Source organism: Arthrobacter silviterrae, assembly GCF_011045165.1.
Lineage (GTDB): Bacteria > Actinomycetota > Actinomycetes > Actinomycetales > Micrococcaceae > Specibacter > Specibacter silviterrae.
Window position 1 is genome coordinate 13,403 of sequence record NZ_JAAKZI010000040.1, and the last position, 20,167, is coordinate 33,569.

13 protein-coding genes are annotated in these 20,167 nt (G+C 61.0%); 6 read left to right on the plus strand and 7 right to left on the minus strand.

The genetic code is table 11. The annotated features are described in order from the left end of the window. The first annotated feature begins 158 nt into the window (after positions 1–158). The 3 genes from G6N77_RS17220 to G6N77_RS17230 are packed head-to-tail and all read left to right on the plus strand — an operon-like array spanning position 159 to position 3,786. Positions 159–1,655 (plus strand): type I restriction-modification system subunit M, encoded by a 1,497-nt coding sequence (locus tag G6N77_RS17220; RefSeq protein ID WP_165183402.1) that lies wholly within the window; start codon positions 159–161, stop codon positions 1,653–1,655. Beyond that, positions 1,652–2,836 (plus strand): restriction endonuclease subunit S, encoded by a 1,185-nt coding sequence (locus tag G6N77_RS17225; RefSeq protein WP_165183403.1) that lies wholly within the window; start codon positions 1,652–1,654, stop codon positions 2,834–2,836. Before G6N77_RS17220 ends, G6N77_RS17225 begins: the two co-directional genes overlap by 4 nt. After that, positions 2,833–3,786, plus strand: coding sequence for a restriction endonuclease (locus tag G6N77_RS17230; protein WP_306986784.1), 954 nt, complete (start codon positions 2,833–2,835; stop codon positions 3,784–3,786). The genes G6N77_RS17225 and G6N77_RS17230 overlap by 4 nt, the downstream gene beginning before the upstream one ends. A gap of 85 nt (positions 3,787–3,871) precedes the next feature. Here the strand turns inward: G6N77_RS17230 and G6N77_RS17235 are convergent, their stop codons facing one another. Then, positions 3,872–4,768 carry an 8-oxoguanine DNA glycosylase OGG fold protein gene (locus G6N77_RS17235; protein WP_165183404.1) on the minus strand — a complete coding sequence of 299 codons (897 nt, stop codon included), beginning with the start codon at positions 4,766–4,768 and terminating at the stop codon, positions 3,872–3,874. Positions 4,769–4,930: 162 nt separating this feature from the next. Between G6N77_RS17235 and G6N77_RS17240 the strand changes: the two genes are divergently transcribed. Then, positions 4,931–8,317, plus strand: coding sequence for a DEAD/DEAH box helicase family protein (locus G6N77_RS17240; RefSeq protein ID WP_306986786.1), 3,387 nt, complete (start codon positions 4,931–4,933; stop codon positions 8,315–8,317). Between the two features lie 111 nt (positions 8,318–8,428). On the opposite strand, the gene G6N77_RS17245 is transcribed toward G6N77_RS17240, so the two are convergent. Genes G6N77_RS17245 through G6N77_RS17255 form a run of 3 tightly spaced genes read right to left on the minus strand, consistent with a single transcriptional unit; the run spans position 8,429 to position 13,168 of the window. Then, positions 8,429–10,843 carry an AAA family ATPase gene (locus tag G6N77_RS17245; RefSeq protein WP_165183406.1) on the minus strand — a complete coding sequence of 805 codons (2,415 nt, stop codon included), beginning with the start codon at positions 10,841–10,843 and terminating at the stop codon, positions 8,429–8,431. Continuing rightward, a complete protein-coding gene (locus tag G6N77_RS17250; protein ID WP_165183407.1) occupies positions 10,836–11,408 on the minus strand; it encodes a hypothetical protein in 573 nt (190 codons plus the stop codon). The genes G6N77_RS17245 and G6N77_RS17250 overlap by 8 nt, the downstream gene beginning before the upstream one ends. Beyond that, positions 11,408–13,168 carry an SIR2 family protein gene (locus tag G6N77_RS17255; RefSeq protein WP_165183408.1) on the minus strand — a complete coding sequence of 587 codons (1,761 nt, stop codon included), beginning with the start codon at positions 13,166–13,168 and terminating at the stop codon, positions 11,408–11,410. Before G6N77_RS17255 ends, G6N77_RS17250 begins: the two co-directional genes overlap by 1 nt. 829 nt (positions 13,169–13,997) lie before the next feature. Here G6N77_RS17255 and G6N77_RS17260 point away from each other — a divergent pair. Both G6N77_RS17260 and G6N77_RS17265 read left to right on the plus strand, forming a co-directional pair. Continuing rightward, the gene (locus tag G6N77_RS17260; RefSeq protein ID WP_165183409.1) at positions 13,998–15,020 is read left to right on the plus strand and encodes a DUF4192 domain-containing protein; all 1,023 of its coding nucleotides are present in this window, start codon (positions 13,998–14,000) and stop codon (positions 15,018–15,020) included. Positions 15,021–15,069: 49 nt separating this feature from the next. Continuing rightward, positions 15,070–15,306 carry a glutaredoxin family protein gene (locus G6N77_RS17265; RefSeq protein WP_165183410.1) on the plus strand — a complete coding sequence of 79 codons (237 nt, stop codon included), beginning with the start codon at positions 15,070–15,072 and terminating at the stop codon, positions 15,304–15,306. A gap of 108 nt (positions 15,307–15,414) precedes the next feature. Here the strand turns inward: G6N77_RS17265 and G6N77_RS17270 are convergent, their stop codons facing one another. The 3 genes from G6N77_RS17270 to G6N77_RS17280 all read right to left on the minus strand — a co-directional run bounded on the left by G6N77_RS17270 (position 15,415) and on the right by G6N77_RS17280 (position 20,012). Next, positions 15,415–18,645 carry a DNA polymerase III subunit alpha gene (locus tag G6N77_RS17270; protein WP_165183411.1) on the minus strand — a complete coding sequence of 1,077 codons (3,231 nt, stop codon included), beginning with the start codon at positions 18,643–18,645 and terminating at the stop codon, positions 15,415–15,417. A 6-nt stretch (positions 18,646–18,651) separates the two neighbouring features. After that, entirely contained in the window at positions 18,652–18,837 is a 186-nt protein-coding gene (locus G6N77_RS17275) for a hypothetical protein (RefSeq protein ID WP_165183412.1), read from the minus strand. Between the two features lie 518 nt (positions 18,838–19,355). Beyond that, positions 19,356–20,012 carry a hypothetical protein gene (locus G6N77_RS17280; RefSeq protein WP_165183413.1) on the minus strand — a complete coding sequence of 219 codons (657 nt, stop codon included), beginning with the start codon at positions 20,010–20,012 and terminating at the stop codon, positions 19,356–19,358. Between the last annotated feature and the right edge of the window lie 155 nt (positions 20,013–20,167).

Consider the following 20,167-nt stretch of genomic DNA (forward strand, 5'->3'; position numbering starts at 1 on the left):
CCTACCACCTCGACTGGTTCCCCGCCGCCGAAAACAAATGCGCAGAGGACAAGGACCCGCATGGCAGATTATGTGAACCTAGCAGTCCACAATTGGTCCAATACGTGGCGCAACCGACGGGTCCGAGCCAACGAGTTTCCGGCGCTAAACTCAAAGGCGTGATCACAGGTGAAATCAAGTCCCAGGTAGACAAGGTTTGGAATACGTTCTGGACCGGCGGCATCTCCAACCCCATCGAGATCATTGAGCAGGTGACGTACCTGCTGTTCCTCAAGCGCCTTGACGAGGCGCAGACCCGGGCTGAGAAGCAGGCCCTGCGCACAAAAGTGCCGGCCAGAAACCTGCCGTTCCCTCCCGGCAACGATGCCCTGGGCCGTCCGTGGAGCGACCTGCGCTGGAAGAGCTTCCAGAATGACTCCAAGGACGTGATGTTCAAGCTGTTCACGGACCGCATGTTTGTGTTCCTGCGGGAAGTGCTCCCAACGCAATCCAACGGCGAGGAATCAAGCTACGCCAAGCACCTCGAGGGCGCCCGCTTCACCATCCCCACGGCAAACGTCCTCGGCACCGTGGTGGACATCATCACCAACATGGACATGTCCGGCAAGGACACCAAGGGCGATCTCTACGAGTACATGCTCTCAAAGCTCTCCACAGCCGGCACCAACGGCCAGTTCCGCACGCCCCGCCACATCATCGACCTGATGGTCCGCATGCAGGCACCCCAGCCCATGGAGGAAATCTGCGACCCGGCCTCCGGCACCTGCGGCTTCCTGGTACAGGCCTCCGAGTACCTGCGCAGCAACAATAAAACTCTCCTGATCGATCCTGAGACCAGGAACTTCTACAACAACCAGCAGTTCCACGGCTTCGACTTCGACAACACCATGCTGCGCATCGGCGCCATGAACCTGCTCCAGCACGGCGTGGAAAACCCGGAGGTCACCTACCGGGATTCGCTCGCCAACCTGCACGAAACGGAGGATGAGAAGTACAGCCTGATCCTCGCCAATCCCCCGTTCGCCGGCAGCCTCGACTACGACAACGTTGCCAAGGACCTGCTCAGCATCGTCAAGACCAAGAAGACGGAGCTGTTGTTCCTGGCCCTGTTCCTGCGCCTGCTCAAGCCCGGCGGCCGCGCGGCAGTCATCGTCCCGGACGGAGTGCTGTTTGGCTCCACCAAGGCCCACAAGGAACTGCGCAAGCTGATCGTCGACGGCCACCGCCTCGACGCCGTCGTCAAGCTCCCCTCCGGTGTCTTCAAGCCCTACGCCGGGGTCTCCACCGCCATCCTGTTCTTCACCAAGACCAACGCCGGCGGCACCGAAAATGTCTGGTTCTACGACGTCAAGAGCGACGGCTTCTCCCTCGACGACAAGCGCACGCCCCTCGGTTCTGACGACCTCACTGATGTCTATAACCGCTGGATGACACGTTCGACGACGGAGCTCACCCGCGCGCGCACCGACCAGTCCTTCACCGTCCCCCGCTCCGAGATCGAAGCAAACGACTACGACCTTTCCCTCAACCGCTACAAGGAAATCGAGTACGACGAGGTCGACCACAAGTCCCCCGAAGAAATCCTCGGTGCTCTCGACGACCTCGAGGCCAGCATCTTGGCCGGCATGGCCGAACTCCGGGAGTTGTTGAAGTGACGGTGGTCGAATCTGCCATCCAGGAGACCGGAGGAACGCCGCTGGCAATTCTGCGCGACATTTGCAGGTTTGATTCCGGTGGAACACCTGATCGGGCGAATTCAGATTTTTATGGTGGCACGACGCCATGGATTAGTGGTGCAGACATCGCACCAGATGGTCGCCTCAGTCCTCGATCGCAAATCACAGAATTGGCGCTCACCCGATCGGCTGCACGGGTTGTGGGTCCAGGCACAATCCTGTTGGTGACTCGAACCTCCGTTGGTAAGGTGGCGATTGCGCCATATCCAGTCTCTTTCAGCCAAGACATCACGGCGATTACACCTTCCCCGGAAGCCCTCGACACCAGTTACTTGGTTGAATTCCTAAAGTCGCAACAGGACTATTTCACCGGAAATGCTCGCGGCGCCACCATTAAGGGCATTACCCGAGACGTCGTCAGGAATCTGTCAATTCCTCTCCCACGCCTCCCCGAGCAGCGCCGGATCGCGGCCATCCTGGACAAGGCCGACCGCCTCCGCGCCCAGCGTCGCGAAGCCCTCGCCCATCTTGATGCCTTGACTCAATCCATCTTCAACGACATGTTCGTGTTGAATCTGAATACATTCACGGAAGTACACGATCTCGGAAATGTCTGCGATTTCTATGCCGGTTCATCACTTCGCGGAGGTGAATCGTGGACTGGTCAAGACCACGGTTTCCTCCAACTGAAGGTCTCAGATATGAACCGGCGAGGAAATGAGGTTCAAATTCGCGGTGCTGCACTGTGGTCCGGAAAACCGGGGGCAAAATCTGCCACATTGCCGGCTGGAAGCATCATATTTCCCAAGCGTGGTGCATCAATTGCCACGAACAAGAAACGCACTGTAATGCGACCGGCGGTCCTCGATCCAAACCTGATGGGCATAACTCCAAGAGCTTCCGTGGATATTTACTACCTTCATCATTGGTTTGAAAAGTTCGATCTAACCTCGTTGTCTAGCGGCAGCTCTGTTCCCCAACTAAACAAGAAGGACTTGTTCCCAGTCCAGATCCCTGTTCCCCCGTTGGAACTGCAGCAGACCTTCGCAAGGCGAGTGGCCGGCGTCGAACGACTGAAAGAGCAGCACCGCACCCAGTTGGCAGAGCTGGACACCCTTTTCGAATCCCTTCAACACCGCGCTTTTAGAGGAGAGCTGTGACCACCACACCATCCGCCCCAGTTTCCGACGGCATCCCGAGATGGCAGGAATTCATGATTCCCGTACTGCGCGTCCTTTCCGATGGAACTGCACGTAAGCGTCGTGACTTGATCACTGAAGTTCAGGACCGCGTGGGATTGTCGGCTGAACAGCGCTCGATCTTGTTGAATTCGGGGCAGCCAAAGGTTGAAAACCGGGTCGGGTGGGCGTTGTCTGACTTGACCACTGCAACTGCCATTCAACGACCGGCACGAGCGACGTTTGAGATCACCGAACTCGGCCGGGCTCTATTGAGGGACCATCCTGAGGGGCTCGATCGAAACATCCTGGCCACAGTCGACGCCTATGCTGCCCATCAAAGGACGAAGGCCGCTGAGGTCCCCACGGCCGTAGCCACTGCCACCGAGGCCGTGGCAGAAGCACCCGAATCGATGCTGTCACCGGAGGAACAGATCGAGGCGGGGATCGAGCTCATTCACGGAGATGTCGGCAACAATCTGATTGAACGGCTGCAGGCCAGCGACCCTGCATTCTTCGAGCAGGCCGTTGTCGACCTCCTGCTGAAGATGGGCTACGGCGGGGCGGAGCAGCGCGGAAAGCGGATTGGCGGAACCGGCGACGGCGGCGTGGACGGCGTCATCGACCAGGACCCGCTGGGGCTGGACAAGGTTTATATCCAGGCCAAGCGGTACGCCGACGGGAACAACATCGGACGGGAAACCGTCCAGGCGTTTGTCGGCGCACTGCAGGGTGTTGGCGCCAGCAAGGGCGTCTTCATCACGACGAGCACTTTCACTGCGCATGCGGTTGGCTACGCGAACAATGTCCCGTCGAGGGTCATCCTGATCGACGGTGCCCGGTTGGCGGACTTGATGATCAAATACCGGGTGGGTGTGCAAGTGAAAGAAAGCTACGACGTCGTTGAGCTGGACGAGGACTTCTTCGAGTAGGTTAAGTTCCGAAGGCCCCAACATTGTTGGGGCCTTCTAACCAGTAGCCGAAGCTTCTGGGGAGGTTTGCATTCATTCTACTCAGTCATTTTGGCGCTCCGCCTTGGTCGAACGCCCAGCGTTCGACAAGATCCGGAGTGCATCCTGCCAAGTCGGCACCTCCCTCAGCGCGGGCAACGTCCGATAAGTGTTCCATGACGGCCAGCGCCTTGGTGTACGTGGTGACGCCATAGTTGTGGCCAACGTAGATGCCATTGCCGGCTTCTGTGCGGGACAACGTCCGCAGCACGCGCAAGTCCACAATGAGCGGCTTGTGTTCTGGGGATCCGGAGCCGTAGAAATACATCAGCTTGGTAAAGAACGCGGGCCCAAGATACCTGAAGCGGTTTCTGCCCCTGGGCTTGAACGCATCAAACGAAGCCAGCACATCAGACCTGGACAAATCCAATGCCTGTTTCAGGTCCTCACCCCCTTTGGCCTCGACAATCGACTTGATCCGGGCACGGTTGTTTCTGCGAGACTCACCGGAACCCCACAAAAGTACGTTGAAGGCGAAGTCCTCCGGACTCACGGTACCGTTGTGGACAGCTGAAGCCATGTCAAACAAGTCGCTGCGGGAAACATTAACTTCGGCTGGGGCATCGGCGGCCAGCTTGCCTTCGGATTTCCAGTTGGCGGCGGCCAGCTCCTCCTTCCACCATTGGGTATTAAACGTGAAACCGTGCTCAAGGATCTTTTTCTCGTGCGAATAATCCTTCAAATCTTCCAGTACTTCTGACACCGGAATAACTCCAGTAGCGCTCACCCTGGCCTGCCTTCCCTCATCTGACTGTCTGTAAGTGTTTTCAATGCTGCGTCGGCAGGTTCCAAACTCGTCCACGTCGGACACACTGATGACGTGAGTGATTGTTCTTGGGCGCGGCATGCCGCTTTGCGAATAGCTCCCCTGCATGAATGAAACCGTAACATCCGGCTCAGACATGCCAAACGTCAGCGCGAATTCTTGATGGCATCCACCGGAAGACCTCCGCTAATCTTGTGTCAGACAGGCAAGCAGGGCTCCAAGAGCGGTACGCACGCCTGTTCTATCGCAGCCGCATGGTTCAATGAATCAAAGGATCTTGGCCGCAGCGAGGCGGCAGTCGTGAACGGAGCGGTTTTGGGGGAAGTGCAGAGCAACTTTGCGTTCTTGCGCCATGAATGGGAGGCGCTGGCCCAGCGGGCCCGCAAGGCGGAGCAGTTCGCCTTCATCGACCCCCGCACCTCCATGTTTTACGCCCGCCACACCGCGGAACACCTGGTCGACTGGATCTACCAGGCCGAGCCGTCCATCCCGGTCCCCTACAAGCCTGACCTGAACGCCCTGACCAACCAGCGTGAATTCAAGGACATTGTCGGCACCGTCATCGGCAACAAACTCGATGCCATCCGCAAGATGGGCAACCGGGCCGTCCACGACAAACAGGATCCGTCCCCGCTCGCCTCGCAGCAGGCCGTCATCGAACTCTTCCACGTCTGTTATTGGCTGGCACGGACCTACACGCTGGATCCGGCCAATCTCCCGCCGGAAGGCCTGCGCTTCGACCCGGAGCTCCTCAAGCCCAGGCTCAAGCCCGGCCAGCCCGCGCCTAAGCCGCAAACCGCGGAGCAACTCACGGCACTGGGTGGGGAACTGGCGGCCAAGGATGCAGCGCTGGCCGCGGCGAAGGCGGAATCGGCCAGCCTGGCAGAGCAGCTGGCCGCGCTCCAGGCCGAGGTCAGGGCCGCCAAGGAGCGCAACGAGGGCGTCCCCGACCACCATGACTACGACGAGGCCCACACCCGCGACTACCTGATCGACGCGGACCTGCACGACGCCGGCTGGGACCTTGGGAACCCCGATGACCGTGAGTACCCGGTCACCGGAATGCCCAATGCCGCCGGCACGGGCTGGGTGGACTACGTCCTTTGGGGTGCCGACGGGCTGCCGCTCGCCGTGGTGGAGGCCAAGCGGACCACCAAAGACCCCCACAACGGCAAGCAGCAGGCCAAGCTGTACGCGGATGCGCTGCAGCGGCAATTCGGCCGGCGCCCTGTCATCTACTACACCAACGGCTACGAACACTGGCTGTGGGACGACTCCATGTACCCGGAACGCCCCATCCAGGGCTTCCACACCCGGGACGAGCTGGAACTGATGGTAGCCCGCCGCCACACCCGCCGAAGCCTCGCAGGCGAGCCCATCGACAACGCCATTGTGGAGCGCGGCTACCAACACGCAGCCATCCGGGCCGTGACGGAATCGCTCGAGGCGGCGAACCGGAAGCAGCTCATCGTGATGGCGACGGGGACGGGGAAGACGAGGACCGTCGTCGCGCTTTCCAAGCTGCTCATGGACGCCAACTGGGCCAAGCGTATCCTGTTCCTGGCGGACAGGGTGGCCCTGGTCGAGCAGGCCGCCAAGGCGTTCAAGGCCCACCTGCCAGGCAGTGCCCCGGCGATTCTGGGACGGGACTCCGAGGCGGAGTCCCGCATCCACGTGGCGACGTACCCGGCCATAATGAACCTCATTGCTGCACGGCAGTACGGGGTTGGCTACTACGACCTGATTATTGTCGACGAGGCCCACCGGTCCATCTATCAAAAGTACCGGGCGATCTTCGGCTACTTTGACGCCCTGCTGGTGGGATTGACAGCCACGCCGCAGCGGGAAGTGGACCGCAACACCTACTCCATGTTCGACATCGAGGACACCGTCCCCACATTCGCCTACGAACTGGACGAGGCCACGGCCGCCGGCTACCTGGTGCCGCCACGAGTGGTACCGGTGCCGCTGAAGTTTCCCTACGAAGGCATCCGCTACGACGAACTCTCCGAGGCGGAGAAGGACCAGTGGGACGACCTTGAGTGGGACGAGGACGGGGTGATTCCCGACGCCGTTGACCCCGCCGTGGTGAACAGCTGGCTGTTCAACACCGACACCGTCAACAAGGCACTGGAAGTCCTGATGGAGCGCGGACACAAGGTGGCCGGCGGAGACCGGCTGGGCAAAACCATCATCTTTGCCAAGAACAACGACCACGCCAACTTCATCGCCGCGCAGTTCGACAAGAACTACCCGCACCTCAAGGGTCACTTCGCGCAGGTCATCACCTACCAGGTGAACTATGCCTCCAGCCTGATCGAGGCGTTCATGCGCAAGGGGGACAACCCGCACATTGCGGTCTCCGTGGACATGCTGGACACCGGGATCGACGTGCCCGAAGTGGTCAACCTGGTGTTCTTCAAGATGGTCCGCTCCAAAACCAAGTTCTGGCAGATGGTTGGTCGCGGCACCCGGCCCTGCACCGATCTCTATGGGCCCGGCCAGGACAAGCAGGACTTCTTCATCTTTGACCTGTGCCGGAACGCCGAATACTTCAACGCCGGGCTGGACGGTAACGAGGGCTCCACGGGCCGCTCCCTATCGGAGCTGACATTTGCGGCGCGGGCCAAGCTGCTCTACGCAGCCCGCGCAGCCGACGCGTCCCCCTCCCTGGTCACGGACCTGGTCCACACCCTGTCCGGGCAGGTGGCACGGCTCCCCCAGGCCAACTTCCTGGTCAAGCCGCACCGGCAGGCCGTCGAGAAGTACTCCGCGCCCGAGGGCTGGGACGGGCTGGGCGAAGGTGACATTGCGGCCATCGAGTCCGGGCTGGCGCGCGTTGCAGGCCAAGGCACGCCGGCAGGCCATGAGGAGGCCAAGCGATTTGACCTGCTCGTGCTCAATGCCCAGCTTGCCGCATTGGCGAATCCCGGAGCCCTGGACTTTTATCGCAGGAAAATTCAGGCTGTCGCAGCCGCCTTGGCTGACCAGCCCAACAACCCGGCCATCGCGCCCACCCTGGCCTTGCTGGAACAGATTGCGGACAACCACGAATGGGAATCCGTTTCCGTGGAGTGGCTGGAATCCGTGCGGCGAAAGCTGCGCGGGCTGGTGCACCTGATCGAGAGGAAGCGCCGCACCGTGGTCTACACCAACTTCGAGGACGAGCTCGGGGACCTCGTGGAAATTGAACTGGACGGCGTCCACTCAGGCGTCAACGACTTCTCCCGCTACCGTGACAAGGTGCGTACCTACCTTCGGGCACACCTGGACCTCGCCACCCTGCAGCGCCTGCGCCGCAACAAGCCGCTGACAGAACTGGACCTGGCCGAACTCGAGAGGATCCTCGCTGAAAGCGGTGCGGGGACCGCCGAAGACCTGGCACGCGCCCGATCCGAGGGACTGGCCCACTTTGTCCGATCCTTGGTCGGGCTCGACCGGGCCGCCGTGGAGGAGGTCCTGTCCGACTTCATTAGCGGATCCACGCTCAACGCCGCGCAACTGGACTTCCTGTCAGTACTCACCACGCAGCTATCCGAAAACGGCTCCGTGCCCATCGACGCCCTCTACAAGTCCCCGTACAGCGAACTGGCGCCCACCGGCCCCGACGACCTCTTCGGCGACGACGCCTTCGACCGCCTTGAACTGGTGCTAAGATCCTTCGATGACGGACTGAAAGTTGGTTAACTCAGCTTCGTTCGGATGCTCTGCCGCCTGATCTGTTTGCGGCCAGCGAATTGCCTACTCCCAGCTAGTGGTGTGCCGCCTCGTAGCCTCGCGCCGCCCGGGACGCGGGATTTAGTTGGATATTGCGGCGTCTGGTGCCCAGAGGTGGCGGGTAATGCCTTGGTCTTCCTCGGTTGCGCGTTCACCGAGCTCAATCGTGATGAGCTCGTCACCTTCATAGGCAGGGCTGAGCTCGAGAGCTAGGTAATCAAACAGCTCACGTTCGTGGACAGCGATGATGATTTGCCGGTCGTTCTGCTTCGAAAGGATGCGTATGAGGGCAGCGAACTGCGCCACATGCACTTCGTCCATTGCCTGGACGGGGTCGTCGAAAACGAGACACGGGACGATGGGTTCAACGGCGAGGTGGAGCGCAAGGAACAGGGACAGTGCTGCGGTGTTCAGGTTTCCGGCAGACAGCATCATTTGTGGTGGGCCGCTGGCTTCCCCGGTGCGATGGGTGGTCTCCAGCTTGATGTCAAACGTCTTCTTTGTGGCACTGGGGATGCCGAAACTTGGAATGAATCCTTCGTTCGGGGCCAGCCTGGTGAATACGGTCTTCCAGACCTCGTTGAGGGATTCAGTGAAGACACGGTGGACGATATTGGTGCGTGCCTGTGTTGCGGCTTCGTGGACTTCTTTCGCTACCCCTTGGCGGCGCCTCACTTCAGCGACACGACTGTCCCATCGCTTCTTGTCTTCGGCAATTTCGGCGAGGCGTTGAACAGCTATGGATTCGCGTTCGAGCGCGGCTGTTAGACGAGCCGCTTCGGCGCTTGCTTTCCGGTATTTGTTGCCTCTGTCGGTGAGACGGGCGACTTGATTTTCTGCGTATTCAAGTAGTTCGGCCGCCGCCGTCTGGAACGAATCGAATGTCGAAACCACGGTGACCCCCAGACGATCCGCGTATCTTGCGAGTTCACGGCTGATGTGGTGTTCTTCTGAAGTAGCGGCCTCAAGGTCCTCGAGTGATTGCTGAAGGTCACGCACAAGCCGGGTATGGTCAGTGCCGTTGGACTTGGCGGCTTCGATTCCCCCGACTTGGGCAGTAAGTTCAACGAGGGCTGCGTGCCGCTGTTTGATTGCCTGCTGTTGGTCAGCACCTAGGAGCCGAGCCGTGAGTTGGGTGTAGTCGATTTCCAATCGCGCGACCCGTGCGGCTAGTTGCTCGCGCTCGTTCCGCAGGTCAACAAGGCGCTGTCCGTGACTAGTGAGTTCAGCCAGTCTTGTATCGATGTGCGCTAAGAGGCTGTGATTACCGGTCTCAGTGAAATCACGGTCGCAGACAGGGCACCTGTTACTGTCGTCGACGACGCTGCGGACTGCAGCCAAGCCCTCGATGAGGGCACTTGAATACTCGTGAGCGTCTTCAAGCCGATTCTGAAGCATATCCAACTCAGCTCGTCCGGCCTCAAGTTGCGTGCTGACCGATTCGGCCTGCCGACGAACGTGGGAGACATTCTCTAGATCCTGGAAGGCCAGGTAAGTGGCGTGCTCGACAGCGATACGCGGTTCGCTGCGCAAGCTGACTCCAGCAGCCTGGGCTGCGGCTTCCCATGCCCTCACTTTCGCCCCATCCGTGGCTTCCCACGCTTCCCTGTCGGCGGTTGCAGCCGCCAACGCAATGCGGGTCTCCTCGATTCTTTGCGTGGTCGGGCGCTCGACTAGTCCCGAGATGCGACCACCCAAGGCAATGAGTTCCTGGTGGAGTGTTATGGCAGCGGCGGACTCGACACGGGCGGAGTCGTCGTTGACTGCCGACCGGACGAACTCAAGAAGGTCGACATCAGAACCGTCGGCAGTTGTTCCACGATTGAGTCCAGCGATGGCCTCGCGCGTCGCCGCTCGAGCGTTTGCGACATCCGTTCGGGTCTCGGCTCGAAGAGCATCGAGATCCTTGAGTTGCGTTGCTATTAACTTCGCTTCGCGGTCAGCTTCGTCGACGCCGACCGCGAGTTTCTTGAAGAGCCTGAAGTCATTTGCATCGCTGAGCCCGATGCGAAGGGCGTCCAGTTTCTCAAGGCCAAGGAGGTCGTTCACGAACTTCTCGAGCGCGGTTTGTTCGTTGCCCTCGCGAGCTTGGTATATGTCGAGGAGACGGCCTAGCGATGCCTGGTCCAAGTAGCACCGTTCAGCGTAGAACTTCGCCGCGGCGGCGTTAAAGGCCGGGGTGCCCTCCAACCTCGCACCGTTCACAGTCAGCGTGGTGCCTGGCGTTCGCGGCTGTAGGAACTCGGCGACGTCGGCTCGAACCGTTGCGTAGGACTGCCCGAGGAATGGGAGGTGCGCTCGGTAGCCCTCGGAGTGACGTTCCAGACTACGAATGCCGCCTGTCAGAGCGAGCTCTAGCGCAGACAGAACGCTGGTCTTTCCTGTGCCGTTCGGTCCGTGAATGAGAACGACGGGCGCGTCGAACGGCAGTTCACGTGTTCCTTCTATGCGCCGGAAGTCCGTGACCATCAGACTTCGAATGGGAACGTCACTCATTGTCATCCTCCTCATTATCGTTCCAACCCGCCCCTTCATTCGCGTAACGGCGCAAGGCTTCCCGTACTGCCTCGGGTCCGTCGGCTGCAGCCATGATGAGCGTGATGTGGTTCGATGTCGCTTTCATAGGACCGAGCACCGCCATCACTTCGTTGACTGGATCGCTTCCGTGGACCAGGTCTGCGTTCGGAAGTTTCAGGGGCAGGAGTACGGCAACAGCTTCCTCAATTTCCGCGATGTCGGGTGTGGAGGACGCGATGGGAAGGACGCGAGCGTAGTGCTCCAAGTCGATCCGATCGGCGGCCGCGACTCCGCCGAGAAGAACGAGACTCACAGGCCGGCGCGACGACGCCAAGTCAAGAGAGCGAGCTAAACCCGCCACGAGACGTTGCAGACGCCTACGAGGAACTTGGTCAGTTGCAACCAGAACTAGGTCATGAGAAGTATTCATCCCGCGGGCAGCGGCCTCGAAGTCGAACTCCGTGCCGACGACGGTCAGAGGCTTCGGAAGTCGTTCGAAACCAGCGCTCTCCAATACAGCTAGAACATCTTGAACACTTGTCATCAGAACCCTCCCGCCAGTTTGAATGCCTCATACAAGTCTTCAACGGAGGCAGTGTCAGTGATGTTGGATGCGACGCTGAACCGCCCGGCGCTGGTTTTGCCATCACGCCCAAAGCGTGATTTCGGAGACCGTGTCTGGGGCGGAGGCTCTTCATCAGCGACGACGATCAGCACATCCCCCTCGCGGTCATCGAACGAGCCCTCTAACCCAAGCTGCGTCAACGACACGGAGTCTTTTACAAAGTACACACGGGCGCTTCGCTGGCTGCCAATCAGACGGATTACTCCCTCGCCGGTTGCCCTACTATTGCCCGGAACAACTGACCACTGCCCCGCGGTAAGTCCACGCCCAATCAGGGCCAGCGCGACGCCGAGCCGCCCGAACTGCTTCGAAGGGAAATCTGCGTTGAGAACCGCCTGGGCGGCAGGACGATCAGACAGCGGTTCATAGTGACCGCTACTGGGAGTCGGCATGCGGCCCGTGCGAAAGACGGTCAGGGCCAAGTTCACTAAGTCGATAAGACGGGCAACGAACTCCCGCTGAAATTCCAAGTTCTCTGTGTATTCGAGCGCCTCCGAGTCTTCGGGGTCGGCTTGGCTGGCTGCCAAGTCGCGGAGTCCAAGTAGATCAGTCTGTAACTGCCTCACGACTGCCGAGCCCCAAATACTCTCAACTTCATGCTCAACTAAAAAGCTCAGCTTCTCGGTGAGCGACGACAGGATCAGGGCCAATAACGTTGGTTTGCCGTACGACCCGAGAAGGGCTGATTGTGCGATAGCGCCTGCGTTTCCTGGATGATTCGAGCCATACGTAATCTTGAGAAGGTTTCGGTGATGGGACTCCAGCCGCTCTTCGCTGAGGACAACTGAAGGCGGTGAAGCTGGCCACGGTCGAGCCAGGTCCTGGATGGCCCCCGCGAACACAGTGTGGAGGTTCGCATCCTGCGCCGACAGACCGATCATCAACGTCAACCGGTCTGTGTACAGCACCTCAAGATGCTTGCGCATCGACCGATTCTCTGGCAACTCGGTCCAGCGCGAAATCTGTGATTGGCGTGCGACGAGAAGATGCCGATACCCATCGTCACCTTCTCGGGCACGCACGGCACATCCATGAAACTTGATGACTTCGAGACGCGGACCGACAATGCGAAAATCGTCCGGCTTCACTGCAACCCGGACCAGTGAGCCAAATGCCGGCGTGAGTTCATTCAGTGCATTCTCAAGGAGTCCGTCCCAGTTCGCCGTGACGGCCGATGGGACCAGCCCCTCCAGCATGAGGACCGCAATGCAGTAGTGCTCTACATCGGGCTTAAGGTCCGGTGATCCATAGGTGTTCGGGACATCGAGCCCTGTCCAGACGAGATAGTCATCTGGGTTGTCATCACCCACGAGCACGTCTAGAACCTGTGAGTAGTTCGTGACCAGCGCTGAGATGATACGGTCCCGCAGCGGCCAGTCCTCAACTGCGATCGAGAAGTCGATGCGCTCCAGTTCTTCGGGCCTCAGACTGGCGAGGCGCAGTACGTCGTCGAGCGCGACCCTGTATTCGCACGCTATCTTGCCTTCAACGATGTTCGACCGTAGGTGCTCCACGATGCGTATGAGGAGCGCATGGACATTCGGAACTCGCTCGCGCGAGATGCCCGAACCAAGCCATAGGACGTACTGTCCTTCATTAAAGGCGGCGCTAAACGCCGAAAAGGTCGAGCTGAACCGTTCCAGAACATCCGAAACTTTTCTTACAGGTTCAGCCGTCATCCCATCCCCCAAGTGCGATATGTTTCCGCAATTCGCGGACGGCCAGCAAACAAATGGGGCCAGCACTATTTTGCCATGCATGAGCCTTGGTTGCATCGCAATCCTTGAACCGGCGTGTCTCGATATGCTATGGATCATCGGGCCACGGGTGCGGGCAGAGGTTCGGGAGCCTCCGCCCGCACCCGTGGCGGTGTCGCATGCAGATAGTCAGCCATGAACTAATCAGTCATGGAACAAATATAGGCGCGCGAATGGCATGACCGATGTGACAGACACATATATCGCTTCGATTTCTATTTACCAGAAATGATATTCTCTCCACCAATGCACCGAAAGCGGGAAAACATAACACCGCTAAGAGTCCATTCAAGACTCTTCACACGTCTTTCCTCCAGGGTCTAACTCTGTTGGTTCGATCCGGTCAACAGATCACGTAGTAGCAGCCTGTCAGCCCCATGAATGGGTATGACTACGAAGTGGCAGTTGCTCAGGCAACGCCAATTGACTACCACTAGTCAGCCGTACTTGGCGTCGATGTCGATGGATTCATATGGACAGATGCCAAGCCACGTTGTGCCTTCTGGTAACCCATCATCGCTGGGCGGACCCTCCACGCAACCAGGGCGCTGCGCGCCGGCCACTCCTCCAAAAATTCTTCCTCGGCGCTCCTGCGTCGCTTATTTCCTCGAAACAATTTTTGCCCCGTGCCCGGTACCCCAAGTTGCCCTCCGGCCCCTAACACCCAGCGGTGATTCCTCGTACCAGAAGGCACCAACAGAGCAGGCGGACGCGAACACCCAGCCACCGAACACACAGGAGGAGCAGGACAATGGAACCGATCAGAATCAGCAGCCCGGCCGACGCCATCAGCTACATGGGCCACAGCCTCGGCTACTGGCCGAAGGAAAGCCTCGTCTGCGTCGTCCTCGAGGGCAAGTCACTGGGCCCTACCCTTCGGGTGAATCTCCCCGGCGCCACGGACTTCGCCGATACCTATGCGGAGCGCGTCGCCCACTACTTCGGGATTGACCGTGACGCGACCGCCGTCCTCATCGCCCTGTTCACCCGCCAGCCATGGGGCAAGGGACACCCCAAGCCATTCGCTCCCCTGATTCAGGGACTCAAGCTCAAATTCCAGACCGCGGGACTGCACGTCCGCCACGTATGGATTGTCGGCCCGGCATCCTTTGCCGCCTACGACGGCGCCGACCCCGCCTCATGCGGCAGGGAGACCCCGCTGGATGTCCTCGACTCGAGCGTCCTGAATGCCGAGATGGTCTATCGGGGCAGCCTCATCGAAGAGAACGACACACTCCCCATCCCCGAGCTGGCGGCCACCCGAGCCACCCAGGACGCTGTCGAAGCCGCCATGCGGGACGTGGCCGCCAACCCGGCCAAGTGCCTGGACGCTGCCTACCGGCTGTGGACGGACCTCCTTGACCACGACTCCGAACCCACAGATGGGGAGTTGGCCGAGGTTCTGGCCGGGCTGCAGAACGTTGGGCTCAGGGACCACCTCCTGGCGGACATGCCAGGCCTCAACGAGCCCATGGACGCAACCCTCTTCGGCGCCACGGACCAAGCCCCGCAATGGGACCGGATCGACAACGCCGAAAAGTTGCTGAAACAGCTGCTTACCATTGCCGCCCCGCCCCATGCGGCGGCCCCGTTGACGATGCTGGGGCACATCTGCTGGTGGAAGGGCAGGGGAACGGCCGCCGCGAACTACATGCACGTTGCCCTGACGTTTGACCCGGACTACCACCTGGCCAGGCTGCTGGACCAGCTGCTGGGCGCCGGCGTTGTCTCGGGCTGGGCGCAACGCAAAGAGACCTGCTACCGGGGCCGCTGACCCCGGCCACGGGATCCACAACCAACAGATTCGAATCCAGGCGATAGCAATGGACATCACCGTTTACAGCAAGCCAGGCTGCCAGCAATGCAAGTTCACCTGCCGCAGCCTGGAGAAGGCCGGCATCCCGTACAACGTCGTCGACCTGACCACCAACGACGCCGCCCTCGAGTACGTCCAGGACCTGGGTTACTCCCAGGCCCCCGTCGTCGTGGTGAACGACCACCACCACTGGTCAGGATTCAACCCCATCGAGATCGAACGGCTCCGGCTCGCAATCCAATAACCATCACCAACCGTAAGATCCGGTGCCGCATGAAGGCCTCATGCTGCACTCCGCTGCCTCTGAAAAGAGCAGCGGATTGCGCCTGTTCAATTGGCTTAGAGCCGGTTTTCATCGATCGTGTTGCGCCGGCGAAATCTTTGTGAGGTCGGTGGCGTTGGTGGCTTGAAGGGACATGCCGCGCGGGCCTGTGCGGCGGGTGGTGCCCTCGATCAGAAGGAGCCGGGTGTTGAAGAGGATGGGCGGGGCGACGTCTTTCTGGGCGTCGGCGAAGAAGGTCGCGTCGATGCAGCCGGTGCCGTCGTCGATGCTGATGAACACGACCCGTTTGCCGCCGTGCATGGGAGGTGTCTGGGTGGCGACCCTGACGCCTGCGACGCGGACGAAGGTGCCGTTGCGCAGGCCCAGGAGGTCTTTGGCCTGGGTGACTCCAAGCTTGTCCAGGAGGGATTGGTGGGAGTCCATGAGGTGGTGGGTGACGTCCAGGGAAAGGATGTCCAGCTCCGCACGGGTGACATCGACGGGGGTCATCTCCGGTTCTCGGGACGCCATGGAGGCGGCGTCGATGGCCGGCAGGGGCAGGGCGAGTTGGCCGGGGATCACGTGCCCACGTTTGCTGTGACGGGTCGCTTCGTTCCATGCCGCGAGGTCTCGCCGGCTCCGGTGATTGCTGCCGGTGTAGAGGGAGTCGAGTGCTCCCACCAGGGCCAGGCTCTCAATCGTGGATACCCGCAGACGGGCACGTTGCTTGAGATCGGCCAAAGAATCAAAGGGGCGCTGGTTGAGGATGCGTTCGACTTCCTTGGCCTGGATGCCCTTCACATCCGACAGGGACATGCGGATGCCCAGGCCACCTTCGCCTGCCGGTTCAACGACGTACTCATCCGTGGATGCGTTGACGTCCAGGGGCAGGATGGGGATGCCGAGCCGGCGGGCTTCGGCCACCAGGAGCCGTTTGGGATACATGCCCGGGTCATGGGTCCAAAGCCCGGCCAGGAACTGGACCGGGTAGTGGGTTTTCAGCCACGCCGATTCGTAGGTGGGGACGGCAAAAGCGGCCCCGTGGGCGCGGCAAAACCCGAAGGAGCCAAAGCCCTTGACCACAGCCCACACCCTCTCAATGGCGTCGGGGGTGTAGCCGCGCTGGGTGGACCGGTCCCGAAAGTAGGTCTCGACGGCCGGGAGTTTGTCGTCGTTGCTGAGGTGCCGCCGCAGGACGTCGGCGTAGGCGAGTCCGCAGCCGGTGAAGATGTCCAGGATGCGCATGAGTTGTTCGTGGAAGACCACGATCCCGTAGGTGCCCCGCAGCACCGGTTCCAGGTCGGGGTGGAGTTGGGCGACGGTTTCCCAGCCGCCGCGCCGGTTCAGGAACGGCTTGACCATGTCGGCCTGCATGGGGCCGGGGCGGAAGAGGGAAATGTCGGTGATGAGGTCGTCAAAGACGGCCGGTTGGAGCTTGCCGATGAGTTCGCGCTGCCCGGGCGATTCAATCTGGAAACACCCCAGGGTCTGGGTGGAGCGGATAAGCTCAAAAGTGGGCCCGTCATCGAGCGGCACGGCCTCCAGGTCGATGGCCTTGCCGGTGGTGCGGCGGATTTCGGTGATGGCGTAGGCCATCGCGGACTGCATGCGCACGCCCAGGACATCAAGCTTGATTAAGCCCATGGGGTCCATGTCGTGCTTGTCGTATTGGGACATGGGCAGTCCCATCCCGGAGGGCTGGACCGGGGTGCGGTCCAACAGGGACACGGAGCTGAGGATGACCCCGCAGGGGTGCATGGAGATGTGGCGTGGGAGCCGGTCGAGGCGTTCGGTGATGTCCACCAGAAGATCCAGCTGCCGGTTCCCCTCGACCCGGCCGGCCAGATCACGCAGTTCCGGCTTTTCATCCAACGCCTCCCGGAACTCACTCGCCGAGAACCTCCACAACCCCTTCGCGATCCCGTCAATGTCCCCCGGCGCCATGCCCAGCGCCATCCCGGCATCCCGGGCCGCGCCCCGGGCCCGATACCCGGACTGCATCGACATCAACGTCACCCGTTCCGGGCCGAAGCGCTCGAAAATGCGGTGGTAGATTTCATGCCGCCGCGCCGACTCCACATCAATGTCAACATCCGGCAGGGTTTGCCTCTCGGTGCTCAGGAACCGCTCAAACAACAGCTCGTGCCGGATGGGGTCGACCTGGGAAATGCCCAGCGCATAGTTCACCAGGGAGCCGGCCCCGGAGCCGCGGGCGGCGGAGCGAATCCCCATCTCCCGGATCAGCCGGGTCACCTCGGCCACCGTCAAAAAATAGGACGAAAAACCAAGCTCGGCGATGGTTCCCATCTCCGCCCGCAACCGCTCCTCCACAGCCAGCCGGGATGCGAGGCTGATTCCCGGATAGCGGCGTTCCACGCCCGCCTGGGCGCGTTCCCAGAGCTCGGCCAGGGGGTCGCCGGTGATGCCGATGATGGAAGCCTCCGGCATGACCGGGACACCCCAGCCCGTATCGGTGACCGGATCAATCCGGCACGCATCCGCCAGCGCCCCAGTCTGCGCCAGCAGCGCCCTGGCCGCCCCCGCCCCAAACTGGCCCAACACCGCAATTTCCATAGCCAGGGCCTTCATGGTTGCCACGGGTTTGAGCCACCCCTGGGCAGTCGGCTGCACCCCCACCTCATCCAAACACGCCAGGGCCCGGGCCGCGTCCAGGACATCCGCGGTGACCGCCCCGTCAGGCTCGGCATACCGGACCATGTTCGTCAGCACGGGAGTGATCCCGGACCGGCCGGCCAGGCGCAGCATGCGAATCGCGTGCGGGTGACTCAGCGGCTGCCCGGGCTCGGAAAGATGCGACACCACCTCAACACGCAAAGCCTCGTCCGGCAGCACCGCCTGCCAGGCACGCAGCAAGGCCAGCCCCTCGCCGCGCTCCCCAACGCGCCGCCCGACATCCGACAGCGGCCCCAGCAACACGGTCCCGACTGGCCCGGACCCGGCCAGCAGATGCGCGGCAATCTCTTCCCGGCTCACCCCGACCGGTGAACGGGTGTGCGCGGTGGACACCAGCCGGCACAACGCCGCATACCCCGCCCCCTCGTTGTGCCCGTGGGCCAGGACCACAACCCGGCCCGACACCCCGCCGTCGCGGTCCAGGGTGGCAAGCTCCACGCCCAGGATCGCGTCAATCCCCGCCCGCCGGCAGGCCGCAATGTGCTTGGGCACCCCGTACAGACCATCACGATCCGTGATGGCCAGGGCATCGGCACCGCCATCTCTCGCCGCCGCGGCGAGGGTGCCGGGCCAATCCACCCCGTAATGGGCGGAAAACGCGGAGGCAACATGCAAGTGAATGAACACAGATCCTCAACCAAGGATCCTGGCCAGCCGCCACCCGGACTCCTCGCGCGTCAACTCAAACACCCGCTCCGCCTGGCGGCCGCGCCGCGTGGCCGTCAGGCGCCACACCTCAGTCTCGAGAACCTGCGCACCAATGCCCTTGTTGACCCGATCCTGTTCCGTCCACCACGGACGGCGCGTAAAAAACCGCATCGGCAACTCCGTCATCCGATACCGCCCCGACCGCCACGCAAACCCCAACGGACTCCCCGCCGGCGTCGTCCAGACATCCACACGCTCACCAACCACCATCGAACACACCTCTACACACAAACTCGTTAATAGAATACGTGTTCGACCATAGAAGGCGCCACTGACATCTTCAGCCGACCGCCCCCACCGCGCCAAGAAGAACGCTCCTGCCACCACAGCCCTCCCAGCACTACCTCCCCCCACCCATGACCATCGCCCGGCGCCACCCCCAGGCCAGCCCCCACGGCCAATTCACCCCCACCCTGCTGCCGCAACCAAAAAATCCCTCACACCGTTGGCACCGAAGCGGTGCCCGTCACGCCCCGCGTGACGCCTATGTGACTGCAGGTTCCGGAGCTACGGGTCACTAATCCGGATTTGGTGTCGAACGATGGCCGATTGTTGTTGGCAGCAAGGCTCTGGCTTGCCGGCTTGGAATTGTTTGTGCGTACCGTAAGGGAAACTTTGACCGCAGCACGTCAAAGCTGGGGTCCTAAATGGCTGGCCCTCGTCCGCGCAGCACGCCAAGCATCCGTAATCCTCCCGAAGATCTTCTCGCACGGACCTGGGCGGTCTGGGGCGACGAGTGCCATCAGTTCGTCAAACATGGCCATGATCTTGTCGTACAGCTCTTGATGCTCGGATGTTTTGTTTTGCGTTCGGAGCAAGGCGCTGATGGCCCCTTGGTATTTTTCATCCTTGATTGCCTTGTATTGCTCGACGACCTGGTGAATTCCGTCTCCCTCTGCATTTCTTTGCTCTTCAGGAACGTAAAGGTACTTCTCAATCCACGAAAGAGACGTAGGGCCGACAAGGGCGTAGAGACCCCTGTAGAGCTTGGATCGCGTCTTGCGACCAAGAACTGGCAGATGAACGAGGACCTTCTCGGCCAGCTGCTGTTGGCCTTTGATCTCTGCGTACTTCACTGGAAACGACTGCTGGACATACACCTGATCGTGGTCGTACCTGAGCAGGTCGCGGTAGGTGGCAAGCTCGCGCCATGTAGCCAGTTCTGCCACATACCGCTTCCGGGCTACCTCACCTTTGCGTGCAATGACCGCCGCAGACCAGATACCGCCCAAAAGACCGCTCAACAAGCCTGCAACAATCGTTGAAATCCAACCGCCCAGTTCCATACCCCAATCTTCCCACCCAAGAGATCCGGTACCAGTACATCATCTGGTACCGGCCCTGCCGGAACATGGGAACAATGGGGTCGATCTTGCCGGCCTCTACACAGGGCGGTGAGCTGTCGAGCGGCTCCGCATGGCAGAGCTTGGCTAGTCCTTTC

Bases quoted from the DNA above. Each gene is read 5' to 3' on its own strand.
- G6N77_RS17260 (WP_165183409.1), top strand. From the start codon at position 13,998: ATGGAACCGATCAGAATCAGCAGCCCGGCCGACGCCATCAGCTACATG.
- G6N77_RS17250 (WP_165183407.1), bottom strand. From the start codon at position 11,408: ATGACAAGTGTTCAAGATGTTCTAGCTGTATTGGAGAGCGCTGGTTTC.
- G6N77_RS17280 (WP_165183413.1), bottom strand. From the start codon at position 20,012: ATGGAACTGGGCGGTTGGATTTCAACGATTGTTGCAGGCTTGTTGAGC.
- G6N77_RS17255 (WP_165183408.1), bottom strand. From the start codon at position 13,168: ATGACGGCTGAACCTGTAAGAAAAGTTTCGGATGTTCTGGAACGGTTC.
- G6N77_RS17275 (WP_165183412.1), bottom strand. From the start codon at position 18,837: ATGCGGTTTTTTACGCGCCGTCCGTGGTGGACGGAACAGGATCGGGTC.
- G6N77_RS17235 (WP_165183404.1), bottom strand. From the start codon at position 4,768: ATGTCTGAGCCGGATGTTACGGTTTCATTCATGCAGGGGAGCTATTCG.
- G6N77_RS17265 (WP_165183410.1), top strand. From the start codon at position 15,070: ATGGACATCACCGTTTACAGCAAGCCAGGCTGCCAGCAATGCAAGTTC.
- G6N77_RS17245 (WP_165183406.1), bottom strand. From the start codon at position 10,843: ATGAGTGACGTTCCCATTCGAAGTCTGATGGTCACGGACTTCCGGCGC.